This is a genomic window from Bacillus alveayuensis (assembly GCA_030812955.1).
GTDB lineage: Bacteria > Bacillota > Bacilli > Bacillales > Aeribacillaceae > Bacillus_CB > Bacillus_CB alveayuensis.
In genome coordinates this window covers 155424-170279 of sequence record JAUSTR010000002.1, presented here as the reverse complement: position 1 = coordinate 170279, position 14856 = coordinate 155424, and the positions used below count along the sequence as shown (strand labels likewise).

At 36.6% G+C, this 14856-nt stretch carries 13 protein-coding genes; 1 reads left to right on the top strand and 12 read right to left on the bottom strand.

The features are described 5' to 3' along the window. Positions 1–51 precede the first annotated feature (51 nt). From J2S06_RS05585 to J2S06_RS05535, 11 genes are all read right to left on the bottom strand, one after another. Positions 52–402, bottom strand: a complete 351-nt coding sequence (locus J2S06_RS05585; RefSeq protein ID WP_419151592.1) for a hypothetical protein — start codon at positions 400–402, stop codon at positions 52–54. Between the two features lie 174 nt (positions 403–576). Beyond that, complete coding sequence (locus J2S06_RS05580) at positions 577–885, bottom strand: thioredoxin family protein (RefSeq protein ID WP_419151591.1); 309 nt, start codon at positions 883–885, stop codon at positions 577–579. Positions 886–910: 25 nt separating this feature from the next. Further along, positions 911–1258 (bottom strand): toprim domain-containing protein, encoded by a 348-nt coding sequence (locus tag J2S06_RS05575; RefSeq protein ID WP_044895919.1) that lies wholly within the window; start codon positions 1256–1258, stop codon positions 911–913. Between the two features lie 160 nt (positions 1259–1418). Beyond that, positions 1419–1802: a glycine cleavage system protein GcvH gene (gcvH, locus tag J2S06_RS05570; RefSeq protein WP_419151590.1), complete on the bottom strand. Its 384-nt coding sequence runs from the start codon at positions 1800–1802 to the stop codon at positions 1419–1421. A 115-nt stretch (positions 1803–1917) separates the two neighbouring features. Then, a complete protein-coding gene (locus J2S06_RS05565) occupies positions 1918–2292 on the bottom strand; it encodes an arsenate reductase family protein (protein WP_419151589.1) in 375 nt (124 codons plus the stop codon). A 398-nt stretch (positions 2293–2690) separates the two neighbouring features. Continuing rightward, the gene (locus tag J2S06_RS05560; protein WP_419151588.1) at positions 2691–4475 is read right to left on the bottom strand and encodes an acyl-CoA dehydrogenase family protein; all 1785 of its coding nucleotides are present in this window, start codon (positions 4473–4475) and stop codon (positions 2691–2693) included. Between the two features lie 22 nt (positions 4476–4497). Further along, positions 4498–5676, bottom strand: coding sequence for an acetyl-CoA C-acetyltransferase (locus tag J2S06_RS05555; protein WP_419151587.1), 1179 nt, complete (start codon positions 5674–5676; stop codon positions 4498–4500). Positions 5677–5693: 17 nt separating this feature from the next. Further along, on the bottom strand, positions 5694–8078 hold the full coding sequence (locus tag J2S06_RS05550; RefSeq protein ID WP_419151586.1) for a 3-hydroxyacyl-CoA dehydrogenase/enoyl-CoA hydratase family protein: 2385 nt from the start codon (positions 8076–8078) through the stop codon (positions 5694–5696). Positions 8079–9110: 1032 nt separating this feature from the next. Further along, positions 9111–9932, bottom strand: coding sequence for an ABC transporter ATP-binding protein (locus tag J2S06_RS05545; RefSeq protein WP_419151585.1), 822 nt, complete (start codon positions 9930–9932; stop codon positions 9111–9113). 11 nt (positions 9933–9943) lie between these two features. Then, positions 9944–10999, bottom strand: coding sequence for a FecCD family ABC transporter permease (locus J2S06_RS05540; protein WP_419151584.1), 1056 nt, complete (start codon positions 10997–10999; stop codon positions 9944–9946). After that, the gene (locus tag J2S06_RS05535) at positions 10996–11979 is read right to left on the bottom strand and encodes a FecCD family ABC transporter permease (protein WP_419151641.1); all 984 of its coding nucleotides are present in this window, start codon (positions 11977–11979) and stop codon (positions 10996–10998) included. Before J2S06_RS05535 ends, J2S06_RS05540 begins: the two co-directional genes overlap by 4 nt. A 146-nt stretch (positions 11980–12125) precedes the next feature. Between J2S06_RS05535 and J2S06_RS05530 the strand changes: the two genes are divergently transcribed. Next, positions 12126–13148, top strand: a complete 1023-nt coding sequence (locus tag J2S06_RS05530) for an ABC transporter substrate-binding protein (RefSeq protein WP_419151583.1) — start codon at positions 12126–12128, stop codon at positions 13146–13148. A 48-nt stretch (positions 13149–13196) separates the two neighbouring features. Here J2S06_RS05530 and J2S06_RS05525 read toward each other — a convergent pair whose 3' ends face one another. Continuing rightward, positions 13197–14516: a TrkH family potassium uptake protein gene (locus J2S06_RS05525; RefSeq protein ID WP_419151640.1), complete on the bottom strand. Its 1320-nt coding sequence runs from the start codon at positions 14514–14516 to the stop codon at positions 13197–13199. Between the last annotated feature and the right edge of the window lie 340 nt (positions 14517–14856).

The following is a 14856-nucleotide window of genomic DNA, read 5'->3' as shown; positions in this document are numbered from 1 at the left end:
TTCCTCCTCTTCAGTTCATATGTTTACATTCGAGATTATAAAAATCTTATATTATATATTGTCCGAAGTCAACGAATTTTCTGAACTTACAGATAAAGAAATCATCGCTTCAATTTTTAAGATGTCTCGAAACTTTCCTTCCACCTTTAAAGCATTTAACTTCATCAGTTGTTGGAGCCGCAGCTCTCCTTTGATCAGTTCCTGTAATTGTTCAGAATTTCCTACTATTTTAACGTGTAATATTTCAGGAATTTCCTTTAGTGGCTGTAATCCTTTAAAATTTAATACATAGTGACAGCATTTACCTTCACTTCCTTGAAAGGAAATAAATATCGGCTCTTTAGGAAGCAAGGGCTTGATTAGATCGCAGGAATTCACCTTGTTTGTTAACAATTCAAGCATATCTCATCACTCCTACCCTTCTTTTCCTTTGACTAATTCTTTTCTTGTTACTCCCTTCCTCCTATTACTTATCGACTTTTTATGCTTTGAAATGACATATTTCCCAAGAAATAAAGAAAAAACCAAGACATATAAAAAGCCGCCAAATTGGCGGCTCGTCGAGCAAATGCTGATTTAAGCGGCATATTCTTTTAACGTTTCATAAATATGTTCAAGGGAATGAAACGCATACTTTTTTAAAACTAATTTCCCATGCTTAAATATTAATAAGCAAGGAACACTTCCAATCTCCCATTTTTCCGCAAAAGTTGGTGCATAATTTAAATCCTTCATATAAATATGAAGGGTAGGGATTGCTTCCTCAACAATCGTTAACATTTTTTTCGCTAATTGACATGTACCACAAAGAGGGGTGTATAAGTAGAGAAAAAGTTGATCTTCTTTCTCAATCGTTTTCAGTTGTTCATCCGTTATCTCAATCATCGTTACTAAATATAGCACCTCTTTATTATAAAAATTTTGTTTGCACGTCAATATTTGCGCTTAACAAAACAGAAGCAATATGCTGATCGGGTGCAGCAGCCACTTCCCGATACATTTTATCAATGTATAAATGAGATGCTTCTGGAAACTCCCGCTTAAATTGTTTTCGTAATTTCTCTCCAGCTTCATCTGCATCTACCAATACGTAAACTTCTTTAAAATATAAATTTTCTACTAATTCGTCTAATTTAGACAGACTTAACGTTCCATTTGTGCAAATAATTTCAACAGGTTCATTAATCACCGTTTCCACTTTTCGTTTATCAGACTTCCCTTCAACGATAATGACCTTATCAACATCCATGACTGCCATCATCATCACCTGTTTCACATTATACACTTTTCATATAGTATATTCGTGTAATAAAGGTTGTTTTCCTTTTTTCATCGATTTTATTTAAATAGAAAGGCCATCCTACTATAAATAAAAACACCCTTCTCAAAAATAACGAGAAAGGATGTTTTGGTTCAAATTAATCTTCTTTAACCATCTCTTCGTATTGTTCAGCAGTCATAAGATTGTCTACTTCATGAATATCATTCGGTTCAACAACAATCATCCACGCTTTTTCATATGGTGATTCATTTACATATTCTGGATTATCATTTAAATCCTCATTCACTTCAACAACTTTACCGCTAATTGGTGCATATAATTCAGATACGGTTTTTACTGATTCAACACTTCCGAATGGTTCATTTGCTACAATCTCATCGCCTACTTCTGGGAGTTCGACAAAAACGATATCCCCTAATTCTGATTGAGCAAAATCTGTTATCCCTACTCGAACCTTGTCACCTTCAACTTTAACCCATTCATGTTCTTCCGAATAGCGCAGCTCTTTTGGTGTGTTCATTTTTTATTCCCTCCACATAAATATTCATTATTTTTTTTGAAAAAAATTTAAAAAATCTCTCAGACTCAGTCTGACAAAACCTTTTATATAGATTTTGTCTTTAAACTGAAAGATTTTAAAAATCTTTTTCTAATTTCAGCCAAGTTTGTTCGAATTGTTCTTCTTTAAATCCAACCGTTACTTTATTTCCATCTGTCAAAATTGGGCGTTTTAACAACATTCCATCCGACGCTAATAGTTCTAACAGCTCATCTTCAGAAGCTGTTTTTACTTTATCTTTTAACCTTAATTCACGATATTTATGCCCACTCGTATTAAAAAACTGTTTGACTTCTAATCCGCTTTTATGAAATAAATCCTTTAATTCATCTTTAGTTGGGGGATTTTCCACAATATGTACTTCTTGAAAATCAACTCCATGCCCCTCAAGCCATTTTTTCGCTTTACGGCATGTCCCACATTTTGGGTACCAATAAAACGTTAATGCCACTAAATCCACCACCTGTAATTTTTCTGCTTATTCATATTTTATCATAATTACTTTTTCAAGCATAACAGATCGTTTTATTTTTTTTTTAAAATTTCTACGTTATCAAATGAACATGATCTTCAACAAAGCCTCTTTTCATTATGATGATTGTAAACATTGCTTTACTATACTATAGCTTTTCGACTGTCAGGCAATCGATACGCTTGCTATGTCACGCTAAAGCGTGACGTAAACCGACAAAAGTCGATGATCGGACAAATGTGATTTGTCCGATCACGTTGCTTTGTTTGGTTCATTGACAATCGAAAAGCAACAAGCTTGCAAAAACAGACTAAAAATATTAATTTTCATACATTACAAAAAAATCCTAACCCAAAGAGGATTAGGATATTTCGTGACTACACAATATAGCGTTCTTCCTCGATAATTTGTTTGGCAATCTCACGTTTCTTTTCAATAACATTCATAGGAGTATGTCTCGTCAATTTACGTAATGATGATAACATCATGCGGAGGCCGTCACCTTGTTCAAGCGCTACAAGCGACTCTTTTGCATCATTTTCAATTGCATAAAACGCTTCTTGACAGAAAACTTGTGTGTAGTAAAGCTTCTGTTTGTTTTTCTCTTCTCCAGATTTTGCAATCGACTTTTCTGTACGTAAAATCGCTGATTCCATTGCATATACATTGCTTACGATATCCGCAATGTTCACTAATAGCTCTTGTTCTTTTTGAAGGGATTGAGCATATTTTTGTGCAGCAAGGCCAGCGATCATTAACGCAATTTTTTTCGCATTTTTCAGTAAATATTTTTCTTGTTCAAGCGTTCCTTCCCCTACTTCCTCTGGAATCATCATCATCAATTCTTCCTGAAGCGCCTGAGCTTTTTGGAATAATGGAAGTTCTCCTTTCATCGCTTTCCGTAAATACGTTCCAGGAACGAGCAAACGGTTAATTTCGTTTGTACCTTCAAATATACGATTAATTCGTGAATCGCGGTATGCTCTTTCCACTTCATATTCCATCATATATCCGTATCCGCCATGTATTTGAACACCTTCATCAGCAATATAATCCAATGTTTCCGAACCAAATACTTTGTTTAATGAGCATTCAATCGCATATTCGGCGATAGAGGCCGCAACCGCCCTTCCATCTTTCACTTCTTCAGAAGATAATTTGCTCATTCGCTCTTCAAATAAACCGACAGTACGATAGACAGAGCTTTCCATTGCATATAACTTCGTTGCCATGTTCGCTAGTTTTTCTTGAATAAGTGTAAAATTCGATAAAGGCTGTTTAAACTGATGACGTTGATTTGCATATTGTGCTGAAAGTTCTAAAACTCGTTTACTTCCTCCAATGGCTCCAAGTGCTAGTTTATAGCGTCCAATATTTAAAATATTGAAGGCGATAACATGGCCTTTTCCTATTTCCCCAAGAACATTTTCTTTTGGAACATGTACATCTTCTAAAATTAAGGTTCTTGTTGAAGAGCTTTTGATTCCCATTTTCTTTTCTTCTGGACCTGTTGAGACACCTGGGAAGTCTCGTTCAACAATAAATGCGGTAAAATGTTCCCCATCTATTTTTGCGTAAACGACAAAAACATCAGCAAAACCTGAGTTCGTAATCCATTGCTTTTCACCGTTTAAAATATAGTGAGTGCCTTCTGCATTTAATTTAGCTGTTGTTTTAGCACCGAGAGCATCAGACCCTGAACCCGGCTCTGTTAACGCATAAGCAGCAATTTTTTCACCTGTAGCGAGTTTCGGTAAATATTTTTTCTTTTGTTCTTCTGTACCAAATAAAACAATCGGTAAGGTCCCAATGCCAACATGAGCTCCAAAAGTAACCGAAAAGCCGCCGGCACGAGAAAACTTTTCTGCAATAAGAGCAGAGCTCACTTTATCTAAACCTAGTCCTCCATATTCTTCAGGGATATCAGCGCCTAACAGACCTAATTCCCCTGCCTTTTTTAGTAGCTTGATTGAAATATCAAACTGTTGATTTTCCAATTCATCTATATGTGGTACTACCTCATTCACCACAAAGTCTTCCGTTGTTTTTCCAATCATTTTCTGTTCCTCTGTAAAATCTTCAGGGGTAAACACTTGATCATACGTGACATCATCTAAAATGAAGCTGCCACCTTTAATATAGGAATCTGTTTTGTTTGCCATAAAAAACCCTCCACCTTTCTAATTAAGAAATTAACTCAAACACTCCTGCAGCTCCCATACCTCCACCAATACACATCGTGACAACTCCAAACTGTTCGTTGCGACGCTTCATTTCATGTAGTAAAGTCAACGTCAATTTAGCCCCTGTACATCCAAGCGGATGCCCTAAGGCTATCGCTCCGCCATTGACATTCACTTTCTCTTCATCTAATCCTAATTCTCTAATAACTTGAATCGATTGAGAGGCAAAAGCTTCATTTAACTCAAATAAGCCAATATCAGATAGTTCAAGTCCTGCTAGCTTTAATGCTTTTGGAACAGCAACAACAGGACCTATTCCCATGACTTCTGGAGGAACACCTCCAACCGCAAATGACCGAAATTTTGCTAATGGTTTTAGGCCAAGAGATTCCGCCTTTTCGCGATCCATGAGCATAACAGCTGCCGCTCCATCACTCGTCTGTGAGGAGTTGCCTGCCGTGACCGATCCATCAACTGCAAAAACTGGTTTTAATGTTGAGAGAACTTCTTTACTTGTATCGGGGCGAACACCTTCATCTTGTTTAAACTCAATGACAGACTCTTTTATTTGACGATCTTTCCCAACCTCTCTTACTGTTACCTGAACCCGAACAATTTCGTCATCAAACTTACCTTCTCGTATGGCTTTTGCCGCTTTTTGATGGCTTAAAACAGCAAATTCATCTTGATCTTCACGGCTAACACCATATTTTTTTGCTACTTGCTCTGCCGTATGTCCCATGCTCATATAATATTCAGGGGCTTCTTCGGCAAGTTTTGCATTTGGACGCAACACGTGTCCCATCATCGGTACAAGACTCATAGACTCTGCTCCACCAGCAATAATGGTATCTGAATGCCCTAGCATAATTCGTTCCGCAGCATAGGCAATGGCTTGTAACCCTGAGGAGCAGTAGCGATTAATCGTAATGGCTGGAACCGTATGAGGTAATCCAGCAAGCGCCCCAATGTTTCTCGCCATATTTAATCCTTGTTCCGCTTCCGGCATGGCACAACCGAATATTAAATCATCAATATTGCCATCATAATTTCCAGCCCTCTTTATTGTTTCTTTCACGACTAAAGCACCTAAATCATCAGTCCGAACCGTTGCAAGTGTTCCTTTCTTTGCTTTCCCAACAGGTGTTCTAGCACCTGCTACAATGACGGCTTCTCTCATCCTTCTTTACCTCCTCTTTAATTACGAAGCGGCTTTCCTTTTAACAGCATGTGCTGCATACGTTGTTGAGATTTCGGTTCTCCTACTAAGCTCAAAAAGGCTTCTCTCTCTAAATCTAGTAAATATTCCTCATCGACTTTTGTTCCGAATGGAACTTTTCCACCTGCAAGAACATAAGCTAATTTTTTCGCAATTTTCACATCATGCTCTGAAGCATAACCAGATAAATGCATCGATTGAGCAGATAAAATCATCGTCGCATATCCAGTCTCTCCAACAACTGGAATTTTCTTTTTCACTGGAGGACGATAACCTGCTTCATAAAGCGACAGTACTTTTTGTTTCGCCTCATATAAAAGGTGGTCACCATTCATGCTTATTCCATCATTTTGGTTAAGAAAACCATTTTCTCGTGCTTCTTGAGCAGATGTTGACACTTTCGCTGTAGCGATCGTTTCAAACACTTTATTGGCGATATTTTGCAAATCAATATTTACTCCTTTTGGTATGCTTTCAAGTTGTTTTATATATAGTTCTTTATTACCTCCTCCTCCTGGGATCAAACCGACCCCGACCTCAACAAGACCGATATACGTTTCACTGGCTGCTTGGATTCTGCTTGCTGGCAGGCAAACTTCTGCACCGCCGCCAAGCGTCATGTTAAATGGTGCGGCAACAACAGGATTTGCACTATATTTCAATTTCATCATTGCTTGCTGGAAACGACGGACTACTAACTCAATTTCAAAATAATTGTCATCTTGAGCCTCCATTAAAATGAGCGCCAAATTGGCTCCTACACAGAAATTTTTCCCTTGGTTGCCAATAACAAGTCCTTTATAATGACGGTCTACTTCTTCGACAGCATAATCAATCATTTGAATAATATCTAAACCAATTGCATTGTTTGGGGAATGGAATTCTAATAAAGCAACATCATCTCCTAAATCAACAAGGCTTGCACCACTGTTTTTCTTTATAACACCTTTCGCTTCTTTTAGTGATTGAATATGAACCGCTTTTTTGTTCCGTTCAACAAGTCGAAACTCTCCGTTATGATAGTAAAGCTCTTGATTATTTTCTTGTTTGTAAAAAGATTCATGACCTTGATCGATCATTTTGAAAACCCATTCGGGTACTTCTAGTCCTTCTTTTTCCATTTTGCGAATGGACTTTGCCACACCAATCGCATCCCATATTTCAAATGGTCCAAGCTCCCAGCCAAATCCCCATTTCATCGCTCTGTCAATATCAACAATATGATCTGCAATCTCTCCTACAAGCTTCGCACTGTAAAGAAGAGTGGGTGCTAGAATGTTCCAAAGTAAATTTCCTGCACGATCGTCAGCATACAAAAGCGCTTTCAATTTTCCCTTTAGTCCCTTTGTTTGTTTTGCTATTTCAATAGCCGGAGTCTTTAATTTTTTGCGCGGTTCATATTCCAATGTGTTGTAGTTTAATTCCAAAATTTTGTTTCCTTCTTTTTTATAAAATCCTAAACCTGTTTTACTTCCAAGCCGTTTTTCCTCTAACATTCTCTTCATAAATGAAGGAATTTCAAATACTTTCTTCTCTTCGCCTTCTACTTTCTCATAAACATTATGGGCAACATGGGCAAATGTATCGAGTCCAACGACATCAAGTGTTCGGAATGTAGCACTTTTCGGACGACCAATTAATGAACCAGTGATGGAGTCTACCTCCCCTACCGAATATCCACCTTTTACCATTTCTTTTACTGTAACTAATAAACCATATGTTCCAATGCGGTTAGCAATAAAGTTTGGAGTGTCCTTCGCTACTACTACCCCTTTTCCAAGAACATCCTCTCCAAATTGCTTCATATAAGCTAAAACGGATCGATCTGTTTCCTTTGTTGGAATCATTTCTAACAATTTTAAATAACGGGGTGGGTTAAAAAAATGTGTGCCTAAAAAATGTTTTTTAAACTCCTCAGATCGTCCTTCTGCCATCGCTTCGATTGAAATACCGGAAGTATTAGAACTAACAATACTTCCTGGCTTGCGGAATTGTTCGATCTTTTCAAGTACTTGTCTTTTAATCTCAAGCCTTTCTACAACCACTTCAATAATCCAATCTACATCTTTTAATCGCTCTAAATCATCTTCCATATTTCCAGTTTGAATAAAATGAATATTTTCTTTCGTGGTTAATGGTGCCGGTTTTTGCTTTAATAGCCTTTTTACAGCTAGATCCGCTAATCGATTACGAACACTTTTGTCTTCAAGTGTTAAACCTTTTTGCACTTCATCATCCGTCAATTCAGTCGGTACAATATCAAGTAATAAAACGGGAATTCCTATATTAGCTAGATGAGCGGCAATTCCGGAACCCATAACACCAGAACCAAGAACCGCAGCCTTCTTGATAAACTGGACCATTGCGTATCCCCTTTCATATTTTGAATGAATACTCATTCATTATTGGATAAAAAAATATAAAATGAATGATCCTCTCTTATAATATAAAATATTTAGAAAATTTTTTCAATAGTAGTCAGAACATAAACTGAGTTTTTATTGACCAAATAATCTGGATAGGAAGCTTTTTTTAGATTCTTCTTTTTTCTTTTCTCTTCGTAAGAGGTTGCCCCTAAGTTTTACCCCTTAAAAAACAAAAAGGACGCTTAGAAGCGCCCTCAATGCGAAATAGAACTCTCTTAAATTTTGATTAGGAGTCTATTTTTATCACTATGTTTTATGTTTCTTTTTTTTCTTTATCGTTATAACTAAATAAGCTATTAAAACTATAAACAAAATCAATATAAATGTTCCCATAAAAGTCAATGATGTCACCTACTTTCAGCTTTTATGATTTTGCTCTAGTAGTTAATGTACTGCCACTGATTTCTGCCTTTAGCCAAATCGTAAATGAAACAGGAATAATTTTAGCTAATGTTGCCGTTGCTCTCCATTTTATAATTTTTTCCAACAATTATATTTTAGCACATAAGAATCAATAATGATATAGATATGGAAAAATATTCCGAAAAGAATATTGATCACCTCCCTAACAAAAGATGACACAAAATTCCGATTGTTTCAAAAAAATCTAAAAAATAACAATTTTAATTCATTTATTTTAAATATGCATACTTCATACAAATCTAGTTGACATAAAGCCAATGATAGGAAGTTGAAATGCTGAAATCGATTGTCGGATAAATGTAATTTATCCGACCACGTGCTTTGTTCAGATCATAGACAGTCGAAAAGCAGCAAAATTTACGAAAACAGCCTTTTGAAAAAAGTATTCCATCACTTTACAGAATGATTATGTTATAAATGAAATTGTCAACAAACGAACACCGCACCGATACGGGTTCGTTTGTTGATGACATATCTTTTTCTATCACCGAAAAGACTTCCTATTTATCCTAAACAGTTCTTTCGATTTTTGATCCACTCTTGCTTTCATCCATGTCCAATTGCTTGATCTGATTGCAATAAACATCTTCCTTTTCCATATGGAATACATAAAGGTGTACCAAATAAAGGATCTTTTGCCACTTCACAATCCAAATCAAATACATCTTTAACAAGGCTGCAATTAATGATTTCTTCAGGCTTTCCTTGAGCGTAAACCTTTTGATTTTTCAAAGCGACAATATGATGGGCATAGCGACATGCTAGATTTAAATCATGTAATACCATGACAATTGTTCGTTTTTCAATTTCGTTTAACTCAAATAATAGATCCAGTATTTCAATTTGATGTGTCATATCTAAATACGTCGTCGGTTCATCAAGTAAAATAATATTGGTATTTTGCGCAAGTGTCATGGCAATCCATGCTCGTTGACGCTGTCCACCAGATAAGGAATCGACCGTTCGATCTTTCAAATCCATCATTCTTGTTCTCTCAAGTGCACGCATAACGGCTTCTTCATCCTGTTTTGACCATTGTTTGAGCCAAGTTTGATATGGATACCTTCCTTGTTTGACAAGCTGTAGTACCGTCAATCCTTCTGGAGCTTCTGGAGACTGTGGAAGAATAGCTAATTTTTTTGCAACTTCTTTTGTCGGAAGTTTTGCAATCACTTCTCCTTCTAATAAAACGGAGCCATGTTCTGGTTTTAAAAGTCTAGCTATTGACTTTAATAAAGTTGACTTTCCACAGCCATTGCTTCCAATAAATACTGTTATTTGCCCTTTTGGGATTGTTAAATTTAGCTGGTTAATGATGATTTGGCTTCCATATGAAAGGGTTAAACCTTCTGTTTGGATACTGTTCATACGTACACCTCCTATGAATTTCGATGCTTATAAAGCAAGTAAATAAAGTATGGTGCTCCAATTGCAGCTGTGAACACGCCTGCTGGCACTTCAAATGGCAAAAATAACGTTTTGCCAAGGAAGTCGGAAAGCATAACCATTAATGCCCCAATGAATGCTGATACAGGAAGCACAGATCCAAAGCTTGAACCAACTAAACGTTTTGCAATATGAGGAGCCATTAAACCGACAAATCCAATTCCACCAGCAAACGATACCGCACATGCTGTAAGAGCTGTACTTAAAATTAATAAAAGAAAACGATTTAGTTGAACATGACTTCCAACACCGGTTGCGATATCATCTCCAAACTCTTGGATGTTAATGTTTCTTGTCATCACAACTGTAATCAGAACAAATAAGAATGTTAAAGGTAATAATATTTGCACTTGGCTCCAATTAGCAGCATACACTGATCCGGTAATCCAAATATTTGCTTGTGACGCTTGATAAATGGGGCCTTTAATCATAAACAAAGTTGTAAGTGATTTCGTCAATAATGATAATCCGATACCGATTAAAACAAGTCGATAAGAAGATACTCCATTTTTCCAAGAGAAAATATATACAGCCAAACCAGTTGTCATTGCCCCGATAAAGGCAGCGACTGGTAACCAATGAATGCTGACCGTTAATGAATGGTTCGAATCTGAAAAAAGCATTAAAAAGATTACGACAGCTACAGAAGCACCACCCGTAATTCCGATAATGTCAGGAGATGCTAAAGGATTTCGAACTAAATTTTGCATAATCCCACCACTAATGGCTAAACAAATTCCAACAAGTAAAGCAATGAGGATTCTCGGTAATCGAAATGATACAATGATTAATTCATGAAAGGTACTTCCATTGCCTATAAATGTTTGGAATAAATCGACTGGATGTATGATCACTTCCCCGAGGCTAGAACTTGCTATGAACACAGCCATCGTTAACAGGATTAGTACACTTGAAATAACCACCGTTTTTTTATCGATTAATAAAGAAATATAGCCCTTTCCTATTCGGAACGAAACATATTTTTTCATGATGATTGGAACCCCCTTCTGGCAATGTATATGAAGAATGGTGTTCCAATGATTGCCGTCATCACTCCTACTGGCACTTCCTCAGGCATGATGATAAAGCGTGCTCCTATATCCGCTAATACTAACAATATCCCTCCAAACACAGCACAATAAGGCAAAATCCATCGATAATCATTTCCTGCCACATATTTTGCAACATGAGGAACAACAATTCCGATAAACACAATGGGCCCAGCTGCTGCAACCGCACCACCAGATAAGAAAATAATGACAATAGCTGCTAAAAGCTTTACGATCCCTGTTTTTAGCCCTAATCCTTTTGCGACTTCTTCTCCAAGCATTAAAAGATTGATTTTAGGAGCTAGAAAAATACAAGCAATGAAAGCAATGATGATATAAGGCAATACATTTAAAAGCGCTTCTAATTTTCTTCCTTGAACAGACCCAGATAACCAAAATAATACTTGATCTAATGCTGCTTCATTTAAAACTAATAATCCTTGCGTTAACGAAGAGAAAAGTGCTGCTACCGCTGCTCCCGCTAACGTTAACTTTAAAGGTGTCAAGCCCTCACGACCGAGTGACCCAATGAAATAAACGGTAAAGGCAGAGAGAGCAGCACCGCAAAAAGCAATCCACGTGAAAGCCTGTAAATTGTTAACAGAAAAAAATGAAAAAGAAATGACAATGAAAAATCCAGCACCTGCATTTATACCAAATACACTTGGAGAGGCAAGGGGATTTTTTGTAATGGCTTGCATTAAGGCCCCTGCTATACCTAATGATGCTCCAACGACTGCTGCAATCAAACTACGTGGTAGGCGAACATTTTGAATGACAATATGCTCGTTTGAACCATTAAAATTCGTAAAAGCTTCCCATGCCGTTTTCCAATTAGTATCCGTGTATCCGTAAACAATACTTGCACACATACTGAACGATAGAAATAAAAAAGAACAAAAGAGAATAATAGCTTTCATCTCATTTGACAGTACCACTTTCTTTCTCTCCTCACCAAGACGCATTGATCTATATCGAAAATCAATTTCATTATACATGAAATTGAAAATTATTATCAATTATATATTGACAGCTTTTTTAGAAGTACTTAAGATGGAATTTGTAAATGAAAATAATTATCATTATCGGAGGTGCAACAATGCGTCAGTATCCATTTTTCAAAACGTTTTTTGCTCTTTTTACTGTCATCTTTTTATTATTAATGGCTGCTTGCAGCGGTAATAATGAAACAACTACACAAGATGAGTCCTCAAATAAAGACGAATCATACACAGTCGAACATGCCATGGGGAAAACAACGATTCCAAAAAAGGTAGAACGTGTTGTTGTTTTAACGAACGAAGGGACAGAAGCTCTTTTAGCTCTTGGTGTAAAACCGGTAGGAGCTGTCCAATCCTGGCTTGGCGACCCTTGGTATGATCATATTAAAGATCAAATGGAAGGTGTAGAAGTAGTTGGTGTAGAACATGAAGTGAATGTAGAAAAAATCGCTGAATTACAACCAGATTTAATTATCGGCAACAAGCTTCGCCAAGAAGCCATTTATGATCAATTAAGCAAAATTGCGCCAACAGTCTTTTCTGAAACTTTACGTGGTGATTGGAAGGAAAACTTCCAATTATATGCTAAAGCGTTAAATATGGAGGAAAAAGGAAAAGAAGTATTAGCTGAATTTGATGCACATGTGGAAGGAGTAAAAGAAAAGCTTGGAGATAAAATTAATCAAGAAGTATCTGTAGTACGCTTTATGGCTGGTAAAACACGTATTTATTATACAGATTCCTTCTCTGGTGTTATTTTTGATCAATTAGGCTTCAAACGATCTGAAAAGCAAGGAAAGCTTTTCACAGAAGATAACAAGCTTGGAATGCTTGCTGTTGAAGTAGGAAAAGAACAAATCCCAGAAATGGATGGAGATGTCATATTCTACTTCACTTACGCCCCTCAAGGAGATCCAGAGGCTCTTAAAACGGAGGAAGAGTGGACAAACGACCCACTTTGGAAAAACCTTGAAGCCGTAAAAAACGGAAAAGTATACAAAGTGGATGATGCTATTTGGAATACAGCGGGTGGAGTGATCGCCGCAAACTTAATGCTTGACGACCTTGTAGAAAAATTAGGAGAATAGTTTTAAAAAGGAAGGCCCCATACCGCCTTCCTTTTTAAGCTTTATCGTCTAACCTGTCAGCACGTCCTCATTTGGATAGCGAATTTTAGGCTGTTGTGGTTTCGACAATGTAAATAATAACGTTAATGGCCCGACTTTGCCAATAAACATCAACAGAATAATCACCACTTTTCCTATTGATGTTAAGGAGCCGGTTATTCCCATCGATAGCCCAACTGTACCAAACGCCGACACAGCCTCAAATAAAATTTCTAAAAACGAATGTTTTTCAAATAAGTTTAAGATAAAAACGGCTAAAATGATCGAAATCATACTCATCATCGTAATGACTAAGGCACGCATGATAATTTCAACTGAAATGGAACGCTTTCCTACTTGTATTTCCGTTCTCCCCCTCAAAAAGGCAGCAATCGAAAACGTAATGACAATCGCAGTTGTAAGCTTTATTCCACCGCCCGTCGAAGCACTTCCAGCCCCAATAAACATTAAAATAATCATCAGGAAAATAGTCGATTCTTCCATACTAGCAATATCTAATGAATTGAAGCCTGCTGTTCTAGTTGTAACAGCTTGAAAATACGAAGCCCAAAGCTTATCCAAAAGAGGTAAAGAACCAAGTGTTTTATGGTTATAATATTCCACAATAAAGAAAAAAAACATAGCACATAAGTTCAAAGAAATTGTGCCTATCAGCATAAGCCTTGTATGCAAGGAGAGCTTTTGAAATGAACGGTTGCGCCAAATATCAGCTAAAACAGTAAATCCTAGTCCACCAATAATAAATAGAAATGAAATCATAAGATTGACAACAGGATCGCCAACAAATTGCATGAGACTGTCTGACCAAACGGAAAATCCTGCATTATTGAATGCTGAAATCGCGTGAAAAAAACTGTAATAAACTCCCTTTTCCAACCCGAATTGCGGAACCCATCGAAATGATAAAATAATCATTCCTAAAAATTCGATGACAAATGAAAAAAGAAATAAATATTTAACAAGCTGAATAACTCCTCCCAAGGAGGTTTGATTTAAGGCATGCTGAATGACGATGCGCTCTTTCATGCCAATCTTTTTTCCTAAAACGATAAATATTAAAATGGCAAAAGACATGATGCCAAGTCCACCTAATTGAATCAACAATAAAATGACAATTTGACCAAATATTGTAAAAGTTTGGCTAGTATCAACAACAACTAAACCTGTAACCGTCATAGCAGATGTAGCTGTAAACAATGCATCAAGCCAACTAATCTCTGTTTTAGTGGAGATCGGCATCTTTAACATAAACGTTCCTAGCAAAATAGAAAAAAGAAAGGTCACAACTAATAGCTGTGAAGGGTTGAGATGAATAATTTTTTCTCTTATATTCATTGCTTCGCCCTCATTTCGTTTAGGCTTTTTCTTGCTAGTACATTCCTTTTGCTATAATCGTTGCTTCCGCTATTCCTACCCACCTTATTGTACTTTAATGGTTTTTTTTGAATGTTCGTGTAATCCTCCTTCTCGCCATTTCCAATTACAATTTGCTTTTTCGGCATGTTATGTTGGTTTTTAGCTGTTACAAAAGTTAGCCGTTCAATATAAAAATATACATAAATTTTACCTTATTCAACTATATAATTGAAATTTTGTTTTACATCAAATTTGTCGTAAATATACCAAATACGGGATGATATGGACTCAACACAAGCTTTTCTGCCTCTCC

Excerpts from the sequence above, each read along its gene's own strand:
- J2S06_RS05555 (WP_419151587.1), bottom strand. The coding sequence starts at position 5,676 with ATGAGAGAAGCCGTCATTGTAGCAGGTGCTAGAACACCTGTTGGGAAA.
- gcvH (WP_419151590.1), bottom strand. The coding sequence starts at position 1,802 with ATGAACACACCAAAAGAGCTGCGCTATTCGGAAGAACATGAATGGGTT.
- J2S06_RS05550 (WP_419151586.1), bottom strand. The coding sequence starts at position 8,078 with ATGGTCCAGTTTATCAAGAAGGCTGCGGTTCTTGGTTCTGGTGTTATG.
- J2S06_RS05585 (WP_419151592.1), bottom strand. The coding sequence starts at position 402 with ATGCTTGAATTGTTAACAAACAAGGTGAATTCCTGCGATCTAATCAAG.
- J2S06_RS05535 (WP_419151641.1), bottom strand. The coding sequence starts at position 11,979 with ATGAAAGCTATTATTCTCTTTTGTTCTTTTTTATTTCTATCGTTCAGT.
- J2S06_RS05575 (WP_044895919.1), bottom strand. The coding sequence starts at position 1,258 with ATGGCAGTCATGGATGTTGATAAGGTCATTATCGTTGAAGGGAAGTCT.
- J2S06_RS05560 (WP_419151588.1), bottom strand. The coding sequence starts at position 4,475 with ATGGCAAACAAAACAGATTCCTATATTAAAGGTGGCAGCTTCATTTTA.
- J2S06_RS05540 (WP_419151584.1), bottom strand. The coding sequence starts at position 10,999 with ATGAAAAAATATGTTTCGTTCCGAATAGGAAAGGGCTATATTTCTTTA.
- J2S06_RS05545 (WP_419151585.1), bottom strand. The coding sequence starts at position 9,932 with ATGAACAGTATCCAAACAGAAGGTTTAACCCTTTCATATGGAAGCCAA.
- J2S06_RS05530 (WP_419151583.1), top strand. The coding sequence starts at position 12,126 with ATGAAAATAATTATCATTATCGGAGGTGCAACAATGCGTCAGTATCCA.
- J2S06_RS05580 (WP_419151591.1), bottom strand. The coding sequence starts at position 885 with ATGATTGAGATAACGGATGAACAACTGAAAACGATTGAGAAAGAAGAT.